Here is a 22,386-nt window from a genome sequence, read left to right on the forward strand (position 1 = left end):
AGAAGAGATAGGAGAACAAGATGGCTTATAGCGATAAGGTCGTAGACCACTACAATCATCCACGGAATGTTGGCACGCTGGATAAGAGTGCTGCCGAGGTTGGTACCGGGCTTGTAGGCGCGCCGGAGTGCGGTGACGTGATGCGGTTGCAGATCCGCGTGAATCCCGAGACGAACGTGATTGAAGATGCCAAGTTCAAGACCTTCGGTTGCGGTTCGGCGATTGCTTCTTCCTCTCTCGCGACTGAGTGGGTGAAGGGCAAGACGATCGACGAGGCGATGGCGATCACGAACACGGACATTGTGAAGGAGCTTGCGCTTCCTCCGGTGAAGATTCACTGCTCGGTGCTCGCGGAAGATGCGATCCGTGCGGCTATCGGCGACTGGAAGAAGAAGAATAACGTTGCCGAGACGGCGGCGGTTGCGGTTGCTCACTAAGTTTAGAGCAACGGCTATTGGGTTGAGATAACGGTAGCGGCGCATATTTCAGTCGCGTCGCTACCGTTGTCTGTTGGGCTTGAGTGGTATTGGCAAGGACGGCGATATGGCGATGGTGACACTACAAACCGCGGCGGAGATGGAGGCGGCCCAGAAGGCTGCTGCATCGGGTGAGTCAAAGAATCCGCTGGCGGGGATGAATGTGCTGACTGCGCAGGGACAGGAACCGGGTCAGAAGGGCATCCAGATTACCGAAAAGGCGCTGAAGCGAATCCGTGTCGCGATGGCCAAGGAAAGTGTTTCGCCAGAGCAGGGTGGGCTGCGGGTAGGGATTCAGGGCGGCGGCTGCTCGGGGTTGAGCTATAACATTCGCTTCGATACGCAGCCCCGTGAACGAGATCGTGTGTATGCGTTTGGTGAGGGGTTGGCTACTGTGGGCGATCCTACCGATGGTAAGGCGATACGGATCTTTGTTGATCCGAAGAGCTTTATTTATCTGCATGGCATGGTGCTCGATTTTGAAGAGACGCTGATGCGGCAGGGGTTCAATTTCATCAACCCGAATTCGACCAAGAGCTGCGGGTGTGGTTCGAGCTTTACGGCGTAGGCGAGTGATCCAATACAGATGAGCCACGACGCATACAACAGTTACTTCACTTTTTTTCAACTTCCTCAGCATTTGAATCTTGACGTGAGCGCGTTGGAGAAGCAGTTTTATGTCCTGAGCCGTAAGCTGCACCCGGACAGGTTCGCTTCGAAGCCGGTTGCAGAGCAGGAGGCGGCGCTGGCGAAGAGTTCGCTGTTGAACGATGCTTACCGAACTCTGAAGGACCCGATTGCGCGAACGCAGTATATGCTGACGCTCGAGGGTGTGGAGCTTGAGGAGCAGTCGAAGGCGGCGACGGATGCAGCGCGGGCAACGGGTGAGCAGAAGAAACAGATTGTCCCTCCGGAGTTGCTGGAAGAGGTCTTCGAGCTGAACATGCAGTTGCAAGAGATGCGCGCGGCTAACAAGATGGGCGAGGATGAGCCTGAGTTGCGGCGCGATCTGATGACTGCGAAAGATACATTCGACGCGAAGATGGTGGACATCCAGGCGGAGTTGGAAGGGCTGTGGTCGGTGTGGGACGCTGGGGTGGATGCCGGGGATGAGGCGGCGAAGACTCGCGCGAAGGATGCAATGGTGGTGTTGTTGAACAAGCGAAGCTACCTGCGGAACCTGGTGCGGGACGTCAATGAGGCCTTGGGAGTCTAAGCCGCTGGTCTGCTGATTCGTCATATGCTCTTCCCCTCTCCGGAGGTACCCCCCCCCATATATGAATCTGTAAATTCCTTTATATGAACGACTTGCGAAGTGCCATTTTTTCAAATTCGTCATTCTAATAGACTTACAGTCAAATTCGTCCAAATAAAGGGCTTAGCTGCGAACAACAGAAAAGCCCCGGCAGCGGCCGAGGCTTTTTCTCTTCTGTATTCATTATAGCGGTTTGAAGATAACTCATACGCCACGCGAATGATCAGGATTGGCGCGGATTTTCGTCGTTCAAGGGCTTGACAGAAATTTTGGCCATGTAGGTTTGTGTATCGAGGTGAAAATTTGACGCTTGTGAGAAGCCCTAACGCGCAGTAGATGCCAACGAGCGCATCGGGTTGTCGCCACTGCGCTGGTTACAATCAATTCCGCCACCAGCACAACGATTTGCCGCCACCCAATGCAAGGTTATGCCGCCACTCGGTACAGCAATATTCCGCCACTGAATTGATTGCAGAGCGAGGGTAACAAAACTATCATCCGCCCCGGAGGCGTGTGAGGTAAATTCATTCGAACTTGCTCATAACCCCGTTTTTCGTGCACTAGTACTCTATTGAACAGTGATACTGGGGTGTAGAGCAGGATGACCCGGGGAACGGATTCAGCTTCAACAACTATGTTTGTGCGCCATGGATTACCACTTAGCTCACGATATGCAATGTGCGTTTCCAGCGGGTTCCGTCGAAGATATGAAGCACGACGTGCCCGATGAACCCTAAGCGTTCACCGATCGATTGCTTGTCGATCTGGTGTGCCGGAGTATCGAAGGACCAGTAGACGAAGAGAGGACGTCCGAGGATGTTCTCAGTCGGAACGAAACCCCAGAAGCGGCTGTCAAGGGAGGCAAGACGGTTGTCACCCATGGCGAATCCCATACCGTCGGGAACGACCAGGTCATTGTCTTGAATGTGACTTGGAAGCTCGGCGGCCCATGTGGCGGCATGGTTGGCAGATGCTTGAGCACTGATGCCCTCTAAGTCCTGAGGGAAGTCATCGCGATACGACTGATAAACGTGGTTTGGATCGCCATCGTATGCGGGCATGGCGGCATAGGCTTCGTTCTGCGCAACCCCGTTGAGGTAGAGAACTCCATTGCGGAGGTGAATGCGATCTCCAGCGATGCCGATCAAGCGTTTGACAAGGATAAGGCCAGGCGTTTCTGGGTGGGGCTTAAGGAAGACGATGACGTCACCGCGCTTCGCTGACCGGTAACGAACCAGTGGCATCCACTTTGTCTGCGGAGCCAGCGTGGTGCGATCAACCAAAACATGGTCACCAATAACCAGGGTCTTCACCATGGAAGCAGAGGGAATCTCGAAATTTTGAAAGATAAATGTCATCACGAACAGCCCGATGACGAGTACAACGCTCATACTGGCAATCGATTCAAGGAGCGACTCCCGAACCTCGACCTCTACCGGAGGCTCAGCAGTATTCTGTTCGTCAATCAATGCCAAATCGTGTCGCCTTTCTTAAGCGGCTTCGCCTTCCAGTTTACGGTCACCAGACTAATACCGTTCCATTGCGGTCTCGATACAGTCACTTCCCCGGGCAAAGCAGCGGGGGTTAGGGCAAAAGATTGCCGAGCGTGATATCTAAATTCTGTCCTGATAGTGGAAGATGATCCGTTTGTGAGGTCGAAACAATTGTTCCGTTGCCGTCGATGAGAACCAAAGTGGGCCACGCCGTAATGTGAAAAAGATTTTGGAGCATATCTTGATCCGGCTTTGCTTCAGGCCACGAGGCATTGAGCTTTTGCATCAACTTCTTCGGCTTATCAACCTCTGCGTCGGCATTCATTCCGAGTATTTCGAAACCCTTGACGTGAAATCGATCGTACGCCTCCTTCCTGGAGGGAAGGTCGGCTACGCAGGGGACGCACCAGGTGGCCCAGAAATCAAGCAGTATGTACTTTGCCTTGATGTCAGAAAGCTGGTGCGTCTCGCCGGAGAAATCCCGGTAGTTGAAGTTTGGAACTTTCCCGTCGACGACCAGCTCAATGCGCTGCTTGTCGGCTGAAACAACCTTCAGAACCAGTTTGCGCGTGTTCAGGTCAAGACTTGCTGTCTGCAACCAAAGATCATCTACGTGAAAGGTGGGCAGAGTGGTTGAGGGGATGCCGACCTCCGCGCTTCCTGGTGTGGCATCGAATTTCCCATCACCATTGGTATCGAACCATTCGGTTGCGTGCTTTAGATCAGTGGTGCCTGTATCGGGGTCAAAAGAGAATCGGACTTGCAGCTTGCGGTTTGGAAGCTTGGCATCTCCCGTCACATAGGATCTGTCCCCGACGATAAGCATGGCTTGATTGGGCTTGAGGGGATACCCTTCAGTGCTCTTTGGCAGGGCAACGTAGGCTGGTGCAGTGCGAAACGGTCCTGTTCGAAGGGGAATGTTGAAACGCGCCTCCGCTGAATGGTAAGGCTGCGACGGGCCGGTCAACGGAATACGCGTGGGATTCCGTAGTGCGCCGCCGCCACTGTGGAGGTCGACGAAGAAGACTTTCTCGCCATCCTTGAGCAAGCAGAGTGCAGCGCCGAAATCCAAAGCTTGAGCCTTTCCGAACTTCAGATCTCCCCGGTAAAGTTCAGAAATCGTCGATGGGTCGATGTTGAGATCTTGTGCGAGGCGCGGGTCAGTTTTATCCCAGAGCAGTACCGAGCCGATGCTGTATCAACTGAGAGCTGCTGGCTGACATGTCCATGAAAAGCTTGCGCGTGTAAAGAGGCTGCACTCAGGCAGATGATCAGCCCGGGAGGCAGGGCTTTGAAGATGTCGCGTAACAACATGCCACCCACTCTAAAGTTGTGAAATATCCGCATGCAAGGCTTCTAGTTCCCGTAAAGTCATACTTGCGGCAAGTTCGAGATCGAAGTTTCCTATAACCCCGCTAATGAGATGGTCCGTCGCTTGATCTTCCCCAAGTTGTAGAGGATCTGCGTCAGTCACCGAGCTGGAGAACCTCTCCGCTTTGGGCGCTGGAGCGGTAGAGCGCTTCCACAAGCGCCATGGTTTGGAAGGCGTCTTCGTAGTGGGTCGGCAGGTTGGAGGTTGAGCCTTCCACGAAGGCCTGAAGAGCTCCCATCGTCCCGATAAAGCCGTCGGGAATGTTAGCTCCCGCAACTGGAAGTGACTCCCAGCAGTCGTCGGTGCATCCCCGCTCGGCAAACTCGGCTGTGTCGGGAATTCCTATGGGGTAGTCCAGATTCATGCCCATGCTGATGCGAGCCGCACCACGAGTACCTTCCCATTGCACGAAGCTGTGCTGATGCTTCTGGCCAAAGTTGTGATGATGATTACTTGCAACGAAGACCCGCATGTTACTGCCGTAGTCCAGGATTGCGATGGTCTTGGTCGCGGCCAAGTTAGCCGTGTGAGGGTTGTTTACGGTTTTCGCGTAGACGCTGTTTGGATTTCCGAGCCAGGAGCGAATCAAGTCGAAGTAATGGATGCTGTGATACAAAACCTCAACTCTCGGCGCGGTGGCGAGGAAGGTCCAGAGGTCCCAGGGCGTGTAGGTAGTCGTTTGAACCTGAAGATCATGGAGATCTCCAAGCAAACCGGCCCTTGCCAGGGCTGAGATCGCCAGATTGTTAGGGGAATAACGTAGGGAGAAGTTGACTGAGGCCGTGAGGCTTTTGGCCCGGCAGAGATCGCGAATAACACGCGCCTCTTCAATTGTCTCTCCCATAGGCTTCTGCATCAAGACGGCGGACCCATCAGGAATGTGAGGAAGAATATGCGAGAGTTGCGAGGCAGGTACGGCGATATCGTAGACGACATCGTTGGGAGCGAACTGGACGACGCTGTCGATATTGTCAAAGGTGCGAGCGATGGCGTGACTCTTAGCCAATAAGTCTGCTCGTTCAAGATCCTGATCCATCAAACCGATGACCGAGAACTTGCCCTTTTCGTAAGCAGGCAGATGTGCGGACCGAACGATGCCTCCCGCTCCGATGATAACGATAGGGCGCTTTTGTTTGGGCATTGGCGGCAAAGCGTGCGCCCTAATCGCGGAGAGGACTGAGTCTCGGATCATGCGGTAGTCTCGGCGGTGGGGGTCCGTGATGAGAACGCCGCAATTACGAGGTAGCAGACGGCGGGGACGAGATACGCAGCAGCCATGCTGTGAGAATATTCGGAGATGAGTCCCATCACGGGGGTCAAGATAGCGCCACCGAGGATGGCCATGACGATTAGTGACCCGGCGAGATTTGTCTCTTCTCCCATATCGCGAATGCCAATGGCAAAGATGGTGGGATACATGATCGACATAAAGAAGCTAGTCATAAGAATTGCGAACAGGCCATACCAGCCGGAGGCGAAGATTCCAATAGCGAGTAGTAAAACGTTCAGGATGGCATAGGCCGTCATTAGCTTTGCTGGAGCTAGCCATTGCATGATATAGGCCGAGCCGAACCTGCCGATGCCGAAGGCCACAAGGGTTCCAGTCAGCAGAAGTCCGGCGGTGCGCTCTGAGACGTGGGTGTACTCCTGGGCGTATGGGATGAAGTAGCTCCATGTACCAACTTGAGCGCCCACGTAGAAAAACTGTGCGGCGATGGCGTAGAGCAGGAGACGATGACGAAACAGTCGTTTCCACGAACCGGATGATGGAGCGGCGGCTTCAATTACTCGTGGAATGCGCGGAAAATGGGTGATAGCAATCAGCGTTGCCCAGGCCAAAGCGATGATACCAAGCACTAAGTATGGAGTGACAACTCGCTGGGTTTCGTGATGGAGATATGCAACGTATGTGCCACTGCTGAGCATGGATGCTTTTTGCGGTGGTGTCAGCTCGATCCCGGAAAAGATGAAACGTGTCCCGATAAGGACGCCGCTGATTGCACCAATGGGATTGAAAGCCTGTGAGAAATTCAGTCGGCGCTCTGCGCTGGCGGCTGGACCTAGCTGCGCGATGAAGGGATTCGCTGCAGTCTCCAGAAAGGCAAGGCCACTTGCCACGATGAAGAGTGCGCTGAGAAAGAAGGTATAACTGCTGGTCATGGCCGCCGGCCAGAAGAGCATACAGCCCAGGCCGAAACATAGGAGGCCGGTGATAAAGCCCGATTTGTAACCGTGCCGTTTGATGAGCAATCCAGCAGGCAGGGCTAGAAGAAAGTAGCCTAGATAGAAAGCGGATTGCACCAACCCGGCTTGGAATCGGCTTATGGCGAACGACTTCATGAACTGGCGAATGAGAACGTCGTTCAGATTGTTGGGGACACCCCAGAGAAAGAACAGGCCCGTAACCAAAATAAAGGGGCGCATTTGGCGTTTTGGAAGAAAGGACGAGCTCTCCCTGTTCTCAGCGGTTTCGACAGGGAGAGGAAGATGCATCAGGCGCTCGCTCCAGTCAGTCGATAGACACGAGTTGCTGTTCCGCCGAGAATGGCGGCCTGCTCGAAAGGCGATAGCGATTCTGTCCAACCTTCGACGATATTCCACCATTGCGAGTAGCTGCTACCGATGGTGCAGACTGGCCAGTCTGTTCCAATCATTAGGCGCTCTGGGCCAAAGCTCTCAAGCACCACATCGAAATAAGGCCGTAGCAACTCCGGTGTCCACGTTGCTGGGTTCGCCTCGGTGACTAGCCCAGATACCTTGCAGGTGACGTTTGGTCGTTGGGCAAGTTCGCGGACATTGCGACTCCAGAGATCTCTTTCATGTTGCGCAATGGCAGGTTTGCCCATGTGGTCGAGAACGAAGCTATGAGCCTGAAACTGATCGACGAACGCAATGGCCTCGGGGAGCTGATGAGCATAGACAAGAAGATCGTAGACAAGGCCGGTCCCTGCGAGATGATGAATTCCTCTCTGGAAGTCAACACGTGTCAGAAACTGAGAAGGCTCGGCCTGAACGACGTGGCGCAAGCCCTTCAGTAGAGGATTCTGCCTCAGATCGTCAAGAATCGTAGGGAAGTCTTTTGCCGCGATCGGCGCCCATCCGATAACGCCGAGGATAGGGGTCTCCTGCGCCATTTCGAGGAGCCATTGCGTCTCTTTCAGGCTTTGGCGTGCCTGAACGACAACGCTTCCATCCACCTTTGCTTCGTTAAGCTGCGAGCGAAGCTCCGCATCCAGGAAGTCGCGGCGGAGGTCTGACATGTCATCCGAGATCCAGCCGTACTCAGCCGAGTTATATCGCCAAAGATGGTGATGACTGTCGATGCGCACGGTAGTGACTCCATTTTATGCGCCAAGCTTTTCGCGACTCGATCTTTGGACAAGCTTAGGCGCTGGACAGAATATCATTTACTAGTAAAAATATATTTCCGTATATAATTTGGCCTATTCTGGTCCTCGCTCAATATCGCGTGAACCCTATCGTTTGAGAGCCGCTTATCCTGCGAACTGCGCTAGCGATCGGGCGAAAGCAGTCGAATCGAATTAGAGGAGCGTCATGAGAGTAGTCACGTTCAAGCAGGGAAACAGACCCCCTCTGACAGGGGTGCTTAGAGCCGAAAGAGTCTATGATCTGTCGGAATATGGTTTCCGAAGCACGCTGGAGTTGATCGAGGGCGGCGCAGATGCACTCAAGCGTATCCACAGCTTCGCGAGTAGCATGATGTCATACGCACTCGACGAGATCCATCTGTTAGCTCCAATTCTGCGACCGCCTCGCATCTTTGCTGTTGGCCTGAACTACCGTGAGCATGCCGCTGAGTCGAAGATGACGGTTCAGGCGGTTCCGACGGTTTTTATGAAGCTCTCGTCGTCAGTGACCGGACCGGATAGCGAGGTGATCCTGCCGAAGAACTCTGCGAAGCCTGACTATGAGGCAGAGCTCGCTGTCGTGATTGGCAAGCCTGGATATCGGATTGCCGCGCGAGACTGGGAACAGCATGTCTTCGGCTATACCATTCTGAATGATGTCAGTGCCCGCGACGTGCAGCTTGCGACCTCGCAGTGGACGCTGGGAAAGAGCTTTCCTACCTTCACTCCGTTAGGACCTGCAGTGGTTACACGTGATGAGCTTGTCGATCCTCATGTGCTCGATATTCACCTTGCGATTGATGGTGAGGTGCTACAGAGCTCCAACACAAGAGATCTGATCTTCCGTATTCCTCAGCTCATTGAATACATCTCTTCGCTCACTCCACTCGAGGCCGGCGACATCATCAGCACAGGGACTCCGCAGGGAGTGGGGCTCGGACGCACTCCGCAGCGATGGCTGCGCGATAAAGAAGAGATGGTGATTACGATCGCAGGGCTAGGTGAGCTTCGTAACAGGACGCGCGCCGAGGTTTAATCCTTCACCACATACCTAGGAGACAACGTGGCAGAAGCATTTGGTTTGACTAAGAAAACAGCGTTAGTGACTGGCGGAGCAAGTGGCATTGGAGCCGCAACCTGCCGTGAACTGGATCGTGCAGGGGCAGAGGTGGTAGTTGCAGATCTGAATTTTGAGGCCGCAAAGTCGCTTGCTGACCAATTGAAGCAGGGGACAGCACTGCACATTGATGTCACCGACGAGGTCAGCGTGAAAGCCGCTGCTGCCAGCTTGTCGAAGCTCGACATTCTGGTAAACAACGCCGGCATCGGTAATGTGGGAACTGTTGCAGATGTGAGCTACCAGGATTTCGACCGCTTGATGAAGGTGAATGTCTACTCCATCTTTCTGGTAACGCAGGCGATGTTGCCTCTAATTCTGCAAGCTCATGGGAGCATTGTGAATATCGGATCGGTCGCTGGAATGGTTGGGGTGAAGCAACGTTTTGCGTACTGCGCCAGCAAGGGAGCGGTGCTCGCAATGACGCGGCAGCTCGCAGTGGATTACCCGAAGGAACTGCGGGTGAATGCTGTCGCTCCGGGGACCGTGCAGACACCATTCGTCGAAGGTTATCTGGAGAAGTATCACTCACACGAAAAAGAGAAGATTCGCGAGCAACTCGTGTCTCGCCAACCGATTGGTCGCCTAGGCACTCCTGAGGATGTGGCGTCTTTGGTGCGCTATCTCTGTTCGGAAGAAGCCGGGTTTATCAACGGTGCCGTTGTTGCAATCGATGGAGGGTGGACAGCAGCATGAACGTTAGCGATCCTCGTATCACTCAGGTCCACACAATTGACCTTCGGTTTCCTACTTCGAAGTACAGTATCGGCTCCGATGCTGTCAATAAAGACCCAGACTACTCTGCTGCGTATTGCATTCTGGAGACGGACGGCGATCTTCGTGGACATGGCCTCACGTTCACGCTTGGCCGAGGAACAGAACTGTGTGTCATGGCGATCGAATATCTTTCGCGCTTCGTCGTTGGCCGTCGCCTGAGCGAGATTACAGAGAACTTCGCGGCATTTTCGCGTCAACTGCTCGAAGATAGCCAGTTCCGTTGGCTCGGACCAGAGAAGGGTGTTATTCATCTGGCTGCTGCTGCCGTGATTAATGCGGTGTGGGATCTTTATTCCAAGGTGGAAGGGAAGCCCCTTTGGCTACTGTTAGCCGATATGATGCCGGCGCAGATCGTGTCTGCGATTGACTTCCGTTATATCGACGATGCTCTTTCGCCAGATGAGGCACTCGAAATTCTTTGCGCTGCGAAGCAGACAATGCCGGATCGTTTGAAGTTGCTCCGCTCAGACGGCTATCAGGCATATACAACCTCCGTGGGATGGTTCGGGTTTAGTGATGAGAAGATTCGTCGGCTTGCACAAGAAGCGCTGGCTGACGGTTGGACATACTTCAAACTGAAAGTCGGAGGAGACCCAGAAGACGATCTTCGGCGTGGCCGCATTGTGCGAGAGACGATCGGTTGGGAGAACCGACTAATGATCGATGCGAATCAGAAGTGGGGAGTGGAAGAGTCCATCGTACGCATTCGTGCCTTGCAGGAGCTTCAACCGTGGTGGATGGAGGAACCGACCAGTCCGGACGATATTCTTGGGCACGCGCGGATCCGCCGGGAGACAAAGCCCACACGCATTGCGACTGGTGAGCATTGCCACAACAAGGTGATGTTCAAACAGTTGATGCAAGCGCAGGCGATTGATGTATGTCAGATCGATAGCTGCCGCGTGGCAGGCGTGAATGAGAACCTGGCGATCATTCTGATGGCCAAGAAGTTTGGCATTCCCGTGTGTCCACATGCGGGAGGTGTTGGGCTCTGCGAATATGTGCAGCACCTCTCAGCGTTCGACTTCCTATATGTTTCAGGAACGATGCACGAGCGGGTCATTGAATTTGTCGACCACTTGCACGAGCATTTTGTGACCCCGGTCGACGTAAGACGGGGACGATACTATATGCCGGAGACACCAGGCTATAGCATCGAGATCAAACCTGACTCGCTGCAGACGTATGCGTTTCCGCATGGAACCTATTGGTCAGAAGAGCTGGCTGGCCACTTGGCATAGATTGCAAAAGAGTCTGCTATTCTGAGTGCGTTCTCGAACCTTCCTATATGGCATCTGGAAAAATCGCGAAGACTGCGTCTAAACCATCCAAAAATACTTATGCTACGCCTGCCCTGGAAAAGGGCCTGGATGTCATCGAACTGCTCGCACACCAGCCGAGTGGCCTAAGCAAAAGCGACATTTCACGCCATCTCAATCGCACCGTGTCTGAAATATTTCGCATGTTGGTGTGCCTGGAAAAGCGAGGATACATTGCACAAAGCGATGGAGATCGCTATGCGCTCACGTTAAAACTTTTCTCGCTGGTGCAAGAACATCCACCGACGGAGCGGTTGATCACCGAGGCTCTGCCGGTGATCCATCGTGTCACGCAACAAATGAATCAATCGTGTCACATGGGCATTATCGAAGGTGCCCAGGTGACGATTCTTGCGCAGGCGAATGCACCGACGCCTGTGGGGTTTTACGTCAAGCTCGGCTCGACGGTGGACTTGATGGAGGCGGCATCTGGTTACGTCATTCTTTCCCACCTCAGAGAAGATGATCTTGAACGCGCTCTGACTGAATGGAAGAGCATCACCGGCAAGAAGGTTCCCGAAGATCTCAAGAAACATCTTTCCCGGATTCGCCGGCAGGGGCATGAGACCCAACCGAGTTACTTGGTTCGCGGCGTCGTTAATATCAGCTGCCCGATCTTCGATGAGCGTTCCTCGGCAATCGGAGCTTTGACAGTTCCTTACATTCAATACAACGAGTCCAAAGTAGGGCTTCCCGAGACAAGTAAGATCCTGAAGCAGGCTTGCCTGGAGATTACTTATGCTATCGGCGGGAAACCTCCGGCGATTTGAAGGCTGCGTAACGATGCGCTTGACGAGGGCGCTCGCCGCAAGCGCATCTCTTTAGCGGAGAAGCCAGTTGAGTCCGAGCAAAAGGACCATAAGTATGGTCGCGAGTACCCACGTGGACCGATACACCCGGTGATCTGACTGCAACTTTGTCCACCGCGCAGAACCATCTCCAGATTCGCAATCCGACTGTACAGATACACTGACGCAAACTGCGACAAGGCAGGTTGTCAGGAAGGCGTATATGGCGGAATGAAAGCTGGCGCTCATCATCGTTCCATAGCGCAGAAAGCCTGAGACAGAAAGGATCAGGTGCAATATGGAGGCGCTCATTCCAGCAAAGAAGCCAGCGAAAGCGCCGCGGGTTGTGATGCGGGGAGAGACGATGCCAATCAGAAAAATTGCCCAGAGCGGGGTGCCGAAGATGGTAAAGATCAGCTGCACCTGCTCCATGATGGAGCTGAAGTAGAACGTGATGGAGGAATCGAATACTGCGAGAGTGGCAGCAAAAGCAATTGCGCACCGGCTGACGAACAGGTAGTGCTCTTCACGACGGCCCGGACGTAACCGCGTGCGATAGATGTCCTCCGTCCATATGGAAGCGAATGCCGCCACGTTAGCTGCGACCCCTGACAGGAGGCTGGCGGCAAGAGCCGTACATCCGATGCTCAGCATGACGGGACCGTATGCGCTTTGCATGAGCAGCGGGATAGCCTGCTCGTATCTTGCCGTGGTGCCCAGTTGAGTAAAGAGACGGGCTGCAACTAATCCCGGACAAACGACGAGCAGGGCAAAGAAGAGCTTCGCAAACCCGCTCCACAGAGGTACTTGTTGTGCTGCCAACTCGGTGCGGGCAGTGAAAGCGCGTTGCATCAGCACGAAATCGGTACACCAGTATCCGAACCCGAGAACGAATCCCAGTCCCACGGTTAGCCCAAGAACATCAAATGGGCTGCGCACAGACGCGGTCGGCAGACCCATCCATAGGTGGCCAAGTACGTGGTGATTTGTTCTGGTATTGACCAGCAGGTAACGAACACTTAGAAAGCCAATGGGGACAAGCCCGAGAAGCACAACGGTCAGCTGCAGTATTTCGTTGTAGATCGTCGCGCGGAGTCCGCCTAATAGGATATAAGCCAGCACGACAGTAGCAGTGGTGGCGGCTCCGGTGATGAAGCTCCAGCCGGCGACCACCTCGAGAAATTGGGCGACAGCGAAAAGCGACACGCCAGCGAGCAGGAGCAGGGAACTGGCGACAACGCAAGCGTTCAGGAGGCGCATCTGCGGCCCGTAGCGCATCTCCAGAAGCTGCGGCATACTCCGGATTGAAAGGGCACGGTAGAGTGGCAGAAATCGGAGTGCCGAAAACAGGATCGCTGGGATCGCCCCAATCAGATAGAAGTGAAACGCTACTACCCCGTACTGCGCTGCCACAGCGCTTAGCGCTATGACCTCGAATGCTCCACAGTTAGCTGCGACATAAGAGAGCGCGACAATACCCGAAGGCAGGGATCGAGTCGCGTTGAGATAAGAGTTCGCCGCTCGAAATCTGTGCCTCGCGGCCCATCCGATCAGAAGCGATGCTATGAGGTATCCGGGCAAAAGCAGTTCCAGGATGGTTCGAGCTTTCCGTATGTTTAGAGCATCTATAAACTGGAGAATGGACGCAATATCGATCAACCCGCGGCACGCTGACCTCAACATTTGCTTCACACCTCAAGCGTCAATCTGCTTCCGGCGAAGGATAGCAGAAGCCTCAGGGGTGAAGTTGAAGACGTGGGGTTGCAAGGGGTTAGTGCATTTTCACCTATGCTTTTAAGTTTTCATTGACAAACGAGATTGAGGTTCTGTATTTTTCTCGTCGTAAATGTAACCGGATTCATTTTGTGATCTAAAGATGTCGATTTATGCAATTCAAACCTCTCGAGAGGCTATCAGCGGCTCAGTGACAGGGGTCTCAGGAATTACTCAAGTCAGGAACAAAGTGCCGGTTTCATAATCTACGGCGCAGTCTGGAGGCAGATATTTTATGCGAGGCGAAAACGTGGTTCTAGAATCTGAAAAGTGTCTTCTGGTGAAAGGGAAGTCATGGCCAATGGTTTGGCTGCTGCTTCTTCTATCCCTATGCGGTTTAGCACATGCCCAGGTGGATCAGGGAGCTATCACAGGTGTCGTGCAGGACTCTTCCGGTGCGGCCATCCCTAATGCGAGGGTTACGCTTACAAGCCCGGAAACAGGATTGGCGCTGCAACGCCAATCCAATGAGAGCGGTGTCTATGTTTTTTCTCCGATCAAAATCGGCGACTATACGTTGAGTGCCTCTGCTCCCGGGTTTTCGACCACGAAGCACGAGAACCTGCACGTCGACATTCAGCAGCGCCTGAACGTAGACCTGAAGCTACAACTGGGCGCGACAAGCGAGACGGTCACGGTGACGACTGGTGCCCCTCTCCTGGAGACGCAGGAAGCGGCAGTGGGCCAGGTCATCAGCACCGAGACGATCAACAACACGCCACTGAATGGCCGCAACTGGGTCTACATCGCGCAGTTGACGGCTGGCGTTGCCCCTCCGTTCGGAGGTACCCGCGGTAGTGGTACAGGCGACTTCGTTGCGAACGGCCAGCGCGCTGAGCAAAACAACTTTGTCCTGGATGGCGTCGACAATAACACCAATCTGATCGACTTCCTCAATGGTTCGAGCTTTGTAATGCGGCCGCCGCCGGATGCGCTCGCCGAGTTCAGCATTCAGACAAGCAACTTCAGCGCCGAGTTTGGTCACTCCGCCGGCGCCGTCATGAACGCCAGCATAAAGTCTGGAACAAACGCTATTCACGGCGATATATGGGAGTATCTCCGCAATACCAATCTCGATTCGAAGGACTGGGATGCAAGCACCATTTCGCCTTATCACCAGAACCAATTCGGCGGAACGATCGGTCTACCCTTCTGGAAGAATCACTTGTTCTACTTCGGCGACGTCGAGGCCAACCGAATCTCGATAGCTTTGCCCACCACGACCACGGTTCCAACAGCGTTGATGCGCACTGGCAACTTCTCTGAACTGCTAAACCCCAGCCTGAACAACCAGGGTGTTCCGGTTCAGCTCTATGCGCCGAACTCGGGCGGTGCGACGACGCTTTCCTGTGCAGGTGTCAACAATGCCCTTTGTCCCAACCAGATCGATCCTGTTGCGCAGAAAATCATTAACCTGTATCCACAGCCAAACCTCGGCGTACAGGGACTGACGTACAACAACTATCGCGTGAACCTCGCTCGGACGGATAACACGGTACAGTGGGATCAGCGACTGGACTGGAATATAAGCGCGAAGGATCAGGCCTACGTGCGTTTCAGCTACGCGCACGAGATCAAGACAAACGGTCTGCCTCTTGGTCCGGTACTGGATGGCGGCGGCTTCGGCGGTGCGAACGATACGAATCTGGCTGAGAACTTCATGCTTAGCGAATCCCATGCCTTCACATCAAACCTCGTCAACGAGTTGCGCTTTGGCTACAACTGGATTGTCTCGCAGTATCACCAACCCAACGCCAATGACTACTCTCTGGCGGCATCGCTTGGGCTGGGTGGCATTCCCAACAACGGTCCCGGGCTGGGTGGCATCCCACTAGGCTACTTCGGCTATGGCCCGATTCAGATCAACCAGTGGGGCTCTGTTGGGACACAGGACGAGGCCCAGAACGTCTATCAAATTCTGGACAACGTCACGCGTACTATTGGGAACCATTCTCTGAAGGCGGGCGTGTCGTTTCAATCGATTCGCGTCTTCGATCGCTACGCTCCAAACCCAATTGGCCAGTACTATTTCAACGGCCAGTACACGGGCAAGGTGGGAAGTTCCATCACGACGGGCGCAGGTCCGGCGGACTTTCTGCTTGGACAGATGAACTCCGCTAGCATTGCGAATAGCCCTCCCATCAATGATTCACAGTGGTACAACGCGGCCTATTTGCAGGATGACTGGAAGGTCACGCCGCGGCTGACGCTGAACCTTGGCATTCGGTATGACCACTATGAGCCATACAAGGAGAACGCCGGCAACCAGGCGAACTTTATCTCAACAGGCAACCTGGGCATCGGTACTGGAGCCGGCATCTATGAACTTCCCAGCCGATCACGCAATCAGGATCTCGGTGCACCGTTCCTCGCCGTGCTGGCCAAGGATCACGTCGCACTGCAGTACAACGATAATGATCGGTTGGCATCGGGACAAAGCTTTAACTTCGCACCACGTCTCGGTGCTTCGTTCCGCACTGATGAGAAGACCGTCGTCCGCGCTGGCTTCGGACTTTTCTACGGTGGCTTGCAGAGCCAGGGCAATACCAACCTGGGTACGAACTTCCCCTGGGCGAACGGAGCCAATCTCCCAACCCCGGACTGCGCTTCAGGTGCCTGCCCATCGCTGTTGTCGCAGGGCATCTCGCTGGAGAATGGTCTGGTAGCAGCTACCGGAGTTGGACTGCAGAACTTCGTGTCCTTTCCTGGTTTGCACGGTATCGACCCAAACATCAAAACGCCCTACACCATCAACTACAGCCTCACGGTCGAGCGTTCCATTACTCCGAACCTTGCGGCGACCGTCAGCTACGTCGCCAATTCGTCCAGGCACCTCTCGACTTACTACGATCCGAACACAATACGCGGTCTATTTGCTCCCGGAGTATCAACGCAGCAGTTCCAACCATTTCCGGACCTCAGTGGCATCGGAACGATCCACTTCGGCGGCGACAGCAACTACAACTCACTTCAGACCAAGCTGGAGAAGCGTACGTCGCATGGCCTGACGTTCCTCGCAACGTACACCTATGCGCACTCGCTCGATGACACAAGCGACGCGGGCGGACTCTCGACCGCAATCGGGGACCGCAACATGGCGCTAATTCCGTACAACCAGGAGTGGACGAACTCGCCGTATGACATTCGTCACCGCTTCACGTTGAACGGAAATTATGTATTGCCGTTCGGGAAGGGACGCGCGTTCCTGAACAACTCCCGTCTCGCCGAATATACCGTTGGAGGCTGGTCCACAAGTGTGGTCTTTGCGGTGCAAACAGGTACTCCTTTTACTGTTTCGCCGAGCATCTCCACTGCTAACGGTGGCAGCGCGCGTGCGTTGCTCGTTGGTGATCCGTTCAAGGGGGGAGGAACTCCAAACCTGGCCAATAATCCCAGCTTGACGTCTTGTCCGACAGAGGTCAAAACACGGACGAACTGGTATAACCCATGTGCCTTCGTAAACCCGTTGCCCGGAAACCTCATTACGGGTTCAAACGTAGTCACGGATTACTCGTCCGCTGTCGCCTTCCTTGGCGGTCGCTCGAACCAGATTTATGGCCCCGGCTATTCGCGGGTGGACATGTCGTTGTTCAAGACTTTCCCCACTTTCCGTGAACAAGCGTTGCAATTCCGCGTCGACGCCTTCAATCTGCTCAACCACCCAACAGATGGAAATCCTGCGAACACTGGTATCGGACCACAGGCCGGCCAGATCACGGGAACGAAGTTTTTCCAGAACAACACACCTGATGCTCGCTTTCTTCAGCTCTCGCTGAAGTACGCATTCTAGCTCGCTGGGAGGGCCGGTCCACTGTACGGCCCTCCTGGTTTCTTGATTCTTTACGGAGTCAATGGTTTTCCAACTTGGCACCCTCCGACGGTTGGAGATGTCGGCATCTCTTGGGATGAAGCGGAGTCGAACAGATGAGGATAGGTGGTTGAGTATCGACAGGCGCAGCTTCATGCAAGGCGGTCTGGCTCTGGTTGCCCTGCAGCACACGTCCACCGCTCTTTCGGAGAAGGGCTCTACGGCAGCCGCCGAAGAACTCTGGTACAAGCAGCCGGCAAAGCGCTGGCTCGAGGCGCTGCCTGTTGGCAATGGCCGCCTTGGAGGCATGGTCTTCGGCGGCGTCCAAGAAGAGAGGATCTCATTATCGGATTCGACAGCGTGGTCCGGCGGGCCCGCAACAGGTGAGGTTAATCCGGGAGCGCTCCCGCACATCCGCGAGATACGTGAGCTCTTCTTCGCAGGCAAGTACGACGAGGCGCAGGCGCTATGCAGCAAGTACCTTCCTGGCCGCATGAAGAACTTCGGTACGAACCTGCCGCTGCCGGATTTGCAACTTGCATTCGAGCACGTTGACCAGCCGGTGGAGTACAGGCGGTCGCTCAGTCTGGACGACGCTATCGCTGCAGTTCGGTTTCAATGCGGCGGTGTTCAGTTCATGCGCGAGATCTTCGCAACGCATGCTAATAGGGTGCTCGCAATACGTCTGACCGCCAACCAGCGAGGTGCGATTTATTTTCGCATGACCTTTAGTCAGGGCCAGATCCCAAATACGGTTAGCGCAGAGGATCAAGACACACTAGTACTCCACGGAAACTGCTTCGAGCATAAGCACAGCAGCGGTCATGACGGGGTGGCAATCCAGATTCGAGCCCAAGTGGTCGCGCAGGGGGGTACGACGTCCGCGATGGGTCAGGGTATCTCTGTCTCAGGCGCGGACGCCGTAACGATTCTGCTTGCTACCGGCACGAGCTTTCGCGGAGACAACCCGGATAAGACATCTCGAGAGGTTCTGCGAAAAGCCTCAGCCAAGTCGTTCCCGCAACTTCGCCAGGCGCATCTTGATGACTACCGTCCTCTGTATCGCCGCGTGTCGCTGGACCTTGGACCAAGCCCCCAAAGCGCGCGGCTGCAACCAACAGATGCACGCCGTAAGGCTCTTGAGGATGGTGGCGACGATCCGGAGCTGGTTAGTCTCTTCTTTCAGTACGGTCGCTATCTTACGATTGCGGGATCCCGCGCAGACTCAGTCCTCCCGCTTGCACTGCAGGGTATCTGGAATGATGGGCTAGCCAGCAGCATGGGGTGGACCGACGACTTCCATCTAGACATCAACACTCAACAAAACTACTGGCCCACAGAGGTCTGCAATCTTTCGGAGTGTCATGCTCCACTGTTCGGGCTCATTGAGGGTCTTGCCTCTGCGGGCAAGGCGACTGCAAGGGAGATGTACGGCTCACCCGGCTGGGTCGCGCATACGGTCACCAATCCGTGGGGCTACACCGCCCCGGGCGGCACGGGATGGGGCATCGTAGTGACGGCCGGCCTTTGGATCTCCACGCAGATGTGGCAACACTACGAGTTCACACGTGATACAGAATTTCTCCGCGCCCGGGTGTATCCAGTACTCCGTGAAGCCGCTGAGTTCTTTCTCGCTTACATGGTGGAGGAGCCGAAGCATGGCTGGCTGGTGACTGGACCTTCTGACTCACCAGAAAATTGGTACATCACTCCGTCCGGGCAACACGCCTCGGAGTCAATGGGAAGTACGATCGACCGCGTATTCGTCCACGCCTTATTCAGCATGGTCGTGGAGGCCTGCGCTACGTTATCGATCGACGCCGATCTGCGCTCGCGGGCGGAGGCAGCCCGTGCGAAGCTGCCGCCGCTGCGGATCGGCCGTCACGGGCAGTTGCAGGAGTGGATGGAAGACTTTGAGGACGCCGAGCCGAACCATCGGCATACCTCACATCTCATGTCACTCTATCCCGAGCATCAGATCTCGCCGCGCACCACTCCTGCGTTAGCCCGTGCAGCTGAAGTCACTATCCAGCGTCGAATGAGCGCGCCGCACTGGGAACAGAGCGAATGGGGCCGAGCGAACCTAGTCGTCTACTACTCGCGATTGCTCAAGGGTGAAGAAGCTCACCGGCATCTCGTAGGTCTTATCGCGAAGGCAGCAGACGACAATTTAATGACCTACTCCAGTGCAGGCGTAGCCGGAGCCGATTCGAATATCTTCGCGATTGACGGCAATACAGCTGGAAGCGCTGGGATTGCCGAGATGCTGTTGCAGTCCCACGCAGGCGAGATCGAGTTACTACCTGCGTTGCCGGCAATGTGGCGAAATGGGTCCTTCCGTGGTCTCTGTGCACGAGGTAGTTACGTGGTAGCCGTGAAATGGCGCAATGGCGAACTTAGCTCAGCTACCATCAGCGCGAGAGGAAGCGGGTCAATCCCGATCCGCTATCGCGACCGAGTCACTCACCTTCATCTGCAAGCCGGCCAACAGGTCCGATTGGGACCACAGAGCTTTCTCGACAAAGCGCTCGACGTCGCCGGCTCTCGCACCCAAACGTAGGAGTTTGTATTCATGCAGTGTTGTACGGTTATTTCGGATCTTCATCTACGTATTGCAATTTTGGTGCTTGCTTTGTCTGGTTGTTTCCCCGTCAACGTGAGCGCCCAAACCACGCCGGCGACCATCCAGTTCGATTCCACCTCCGGTGTGTTTCGCATCGATGCCGCTGACAGCACCTATGTGTTCGGTGTTAATGAAGTACAGGGGCTCCAGAACTTGTACTGGGGTGGACATCTCGCTGCAAGTGATCATTTCGCCACTGCACACAGTTTGCCGGAAGTTTCATCGTTCGACCCGTCATTGACTGTGACGCCACAGGAGTACGTAGGGTGGGGAGGTGGACTCTATGTCGACCCGGACCTGAAGATCACCTTTCCGGATGGCAATCGGGATCTTGCACTGAAATACGTCTCGAATCGTATCGATGGAGATAGTCTCTCCATCGTGATGAAAGACATCTCGCGCGACATATACGTCACTCTTAACTACCAGGCGGATGGGGAGACCGGAATCCTTCGCCGTTCCGCGACAGTAGAGAATCGCACCGGCGTTCCGTTCACGGTGGAGCAGATTGCGGCGGGTACCTGGAGTCTCCCACGTGGCACAGATTATCGGCTTCGCTATCTCACCGGCCGCTGGGCAGGGGAGTGGAACGTGCAGGAGAGACATATCGAGCCGGGTAAAACTGTGCTGGAGAGCCGCCGCGGCACTACCGGAGCACAAAACAACCCGTGGTTTGCCATCGACCGCGAAGGCGCAGGCGATCAAGATCAAGGTGAGGTATGGTTCGGGGCGCTCGGTTGGAGCGGGTCGTGGCAGATATCTGTGGAGCAGGATCAACTCCAGCAAGTCCGCGTTACTGGCGGCCCGAATGCCTTCGATTTCGCCTATCTGTTGAAGCCTCACGAAAAACTCACCACGCCCGACTTCTATGGAGGCTATTCCAGCCACGGCATCGGTGGCGCGTCCCGGCTAATGCATCGTTACGAAATCGACTCGATCTTGCCCCGCCATCCCGCGCCAAACCTGCGACCCGTCGTCTATAACTCGTGGGAGGCAACTGGATTCGATGTAAATGAGGCTGGCCAGATGGCGCTCGCAGAAAAAGCGGCAAGCATCGGCGTCGAGCGCTTTGTGATGGATGACGGATGGTTCGGCGAACGCAAGAACGATCATTCCGGCCTCGGCGACTGGTACGTGAACCAGCAAAAATTCCCCCACGGTCTCAAGCCGCTCATCGATAAGGTGCACTCGTTAGGCATGGACTTCGGCCTGTGGGTTGAGCCTGAAATGGTGAACCCAAACAGCGATCTTTATCGCAAACATCCTGACTGGGTATTGAATTTTCCGGGACGTCCGCGTACGGAGGGGCGCAACCAGTTGGTGCTCAACCTCGCCCGGCCCGATGTGCGGGCGTATGTCTATAGTTTTCTCGACAAGTTGCTAACAGAGAATGACATTGCCTTTCTCAAGTGGGACTACAACCGTAACTGGTCCGAACCCGGCTGGCCCGCGGCTGCGTCCAACTCAGAGAAGAACGTCTACGTCGACTTCACAAATAACTTCTACTCCATTCTCGTCGAGTTGCGGCAGAAACATCCGAATGTGGAGATCGAGTCCTGCTCTGGTGGCGGTAGCCGCGTAGACCTTGGTGTCATGCGCTATACCGATGAAGTCTGGCCTTCGGACAACACCGATGCTTACGACCGACTGTTCATCCAGAACGGCTTCACCTATGCATACTCGCCCGGAGTCATGGCCGCCTGGGTGACGGATTCACCCACCTGGGTGAACAGCCGGTCGCTTTCACTCGAATATCGTTTCTTGTCGTCCATGCAGGGGGCGCTTGGCATAGGAGCCAACCTGAACAAATGGACGAACGAAGATCTGGACGAGGCCCGGACGATGGTAGCTGCGTACAAATCCATTCGTGAAACGGTCCAGCGCGGTTCTCTCTACCGGCTGATTGCTCCGGAGAACAACAGCGAGCAATCCGTCACGGAGACCGTCTCACGGGATGGCAAACAAGCTGTCACGTTTGCCTTCCTTCATTCCAGCCGCGAGCTCTATCCATTTCCACTCGTGCAGTTGCGCGGACTCGAAGAGAACTCAACCTACACCCTATCCATGATCGCCGGAAACGTTGACGACGGAACGCCCATCACTGCTTCTGGCTCATACTGGATGCATCATGGGCTTGATCTCAAACTCCGCGGCGATTTTCAGGCGCTGGCATTCACCTTGACCCGGACGAAGTAATCATGAGCGCTCATGCGCTAG

At 54.9% G+C, this 22,386-nt stretch carries 16 protein-coding genes; 10 read left to right on the forward strand and 6 right to left on the reverse strand.

Annotated features, from left to right (window positions below; all coding sequences use genetic code 11):
• The first annotated feature begins 20 nt into the window (after positions 1-20).
• The 3 genes from iscU (at position 21) to hscB (ending at position 1,692) form a co-directional block, all read left to right on the forward strand.
• The gene (iscU, locus tag RBB77_RS04530; RefSeq protein ID WP_353065002.1) at positions 21-437 is read left to right on the forward strand and encodes a Fe-S cluster assembly scaffold IscU; all 417 of its coding nucleotides are present in this window, start codon (positions 21-23) and stop codon (positions 435-437) included.
• Between the two features lie 106 nt (positions 438-543).
• A complete protein-coding gene (locus tag RBB77_RS04535; protein WP_353065005.1) occupies positions 544-1,044 on the forward strand; it encodes a HesB/IscA family protein in 501 nt (166 codons plus the stop codon).
• Between the two features lie 18 nt (positions 1,045-1,062).
• Positions 1,063-1,692 (forward strand): Fe-S protein assembly co-chaperone HscB, encoded by a 630-nt coding sequence (gene hscB / locus RBB77_RS04540; RefSeq protein ID WP_353065007.1) that lies wholly within the window; start codon positions 1,063-1,065, stop codon positions 1,690-1,692.
• Between the two features lie 698 nt (positions 1,693-2,390).
• On the opposite strand, the gene lepB is transcribed toward hscB, so the two are convergent.
• The 5 genes from lepB to RBB77_RS04565 form a co-directional block, all read right to left on the reverse strand.
• On the reverse strand, positions 2,391-3,206 hold the full coding sequence (lepB, locus tag RBB77_RS04545; RefSeq protein WP_353065009.1) for a signal peptidase I: 816 nt from the start codon (positions 3,204-3,206) through the stop codon (positions 2,391-2,393).
• Positions 3,207-3,315: 109 nt separating this feature from the next.
• Complete coding sequence (locus RBB77_RS04550) at positions 3,316-4,296, reverse strand: TlpA family protein disulfide reductase (protein ID WP_353065011.1); 981 nt, start codon at positions 4,294-4,296, stop codon at positions 3,316-3,318.
• Positions 4,297-4,690: 394 nt separating this feature from the next.
• Positions 4,691-5,788: a Gfo/Idh/MocA family oxidoreductase gene (locus RBB77_RS04555; RefSeq protein WP_353065013.1), complete on the reverse strand. Its 1,098-nt coding sequence runs from the start codon at positions 5,786-5,788 to the stop codon at positions 4,691-4,693.
• A complete protein-coding gene (fucP, locus tag RBB77_RS04560) occupies positions 5,785-7,089 on the reverse strand; it encodes an L-fucose:H+ symporter permease (protein ID WP_353065015.1) in 1,305 nt (434 codons plus the stop codon). Before fucP ends, RBB77_RS04555 begins: the two co-directional genes overlap by 4 nt.
• Positions 7,089-7,925, reverse strand: a complete 837-nt coding sequence (locus RBB77_RS04565; protein WP_353065017.1) for an amidohydrolase family protein — start codon at positions 7,923-7,925, stop codon at positions 7,089-7,091. Before RBB77_RS04565 ends, fucP begins: the two co-directional genes overlap by 1 nt.
• Before the next feature lie 226 nt (positions 7,926-8,151).
• On the opposite strand from RBB77_RS04565, the gene RBB77_RS04570 reads away from it, so the two are divergent.
• The 4 genes from RBB77_RS04570 to RBB77_RS04585 are packed head-to-tail and all read left to right on the forward strand — an operon-like array spanning position 8,152 to position 11,947.
• Positions 8,152-9,000 (forward strand): fumarylacetoacetate hydrolase family protein, encoded by an 849-nt coding sequence (locus RBB77_RS04570; RefSeq protein ID WP_353065019.1) that lies wholly within the window; start codon positions 8,152-8,154, stop codon positions 8,998-9,000.
• 27 nt (positions 9,001-9,027) lie between these two features.
• Entirely contained in the window at positions 9,028-9,777 is a 750-nt protein-coding gene (locus tag RBB77_RS04575; protein ID WP_353065021.1) for an SDR family NAD(P)-dependent oxidoreductase, read from the forward strand.
• Positions 9,774-11,099 (forward strand): enolase C-terminal domain-like protein, encoded by a 1,326-nt coding sequence (locus RBB77_RS04580; protein WP_353065022.1) that lies wholly within the window; start codon positions 9,774-9,776, stop codon positions 11,097-11,099. Before RBB77_RS04575 ends, RBB77_RS04580 begins: the two co-directional genes overlap by 4 nt.
• 47 nt (positions 11,100-11,146) lie before the next feature.
• Positions 11,147-11,947: an IclR family transcriptional regulator gene (locus tag RBB77_RS04585; RefSeq protein WP_353065024.1), complete on the forward strand. Its 801-nt coding sequence runs from the start codon at positions 11,147-11,149 to the stop codon at positions 11,945-11,947.
• Positions 11,948-11,998: 51 nt separating this feature from the next.
• On the opposite strand, the gene RBB77_RS04590 is transcribed toward RBB77_RS04585, so the two are convergent.
• A complete protein-coding gene (locus RBB77_RS04590; protein ID WP_353065026.1) occupies positions 11,999-13,546 on the reverse strand; it encodes a sodium:solute symporter family transporter in 1,548 nt (515 codons plus the stop codon).
• Positions 13,547-14,039: 493 nt separating this feature from the next.
• Here RBB77_RS04590 and RBB77_RS04595 point away from each other — a divergent pair, with 493 nt between their 5' ends.
• The 3 genes from RBB77_RS04595 (at position 14,040) to RBB77_RS04605 (ending at position 22,365) form a co-directional block, all read left to right on the forward strand.
• On the forward strand, positions 14,040-17,528 hold the full coding sequence (locus RBB77_RS04595; RefSeq protein WP_353065028.1) for a TonB-dependent receptor: 3,489 nt from the start codon (positions 14,040-14,042) through the stop codon (positions 17,526-17,528).
• Positions 17,529-17,676: 148 nt separating this feature from the next.
• Positions 17,677-20,106 (forward strand): glycoside hydrolase family 95 protein, encoded by a 2,430-nt coding sequence (locus RBB77_RS04600; RefSeq protein WP_353065030.1) that lies wholly within the window; start codon positions 17,677-17,679, stop codon positions 20,104-20,106.
• 12 nt (positions 20,107-20,118) lie between these two features.
• On the forward strand, positions 20,119-22,365 hold the full coding sequence (locus RBB77_RS04605; protein WP_353065032.1) for an alpha-galactosidase: 2,247 nt from the start codon (positions 20,119-20,121) through the stop codon (positions 22,363-22,365).
• The last annotated feature ends 21 nt before the right edge of the window (positions 22,366-22,386 follow it).

The sequence above is a fragment of the Tunturibacter psychrotolerans genome (genome assembly GCF_040359615.1).
GTDB classification, from domain to species: Bacteria; Acidobacteriota; Terriglobia; order Terriglobales; family Acidobacteriaceae; genus Edaphobacter; species Edaphobacter psychrotolerans.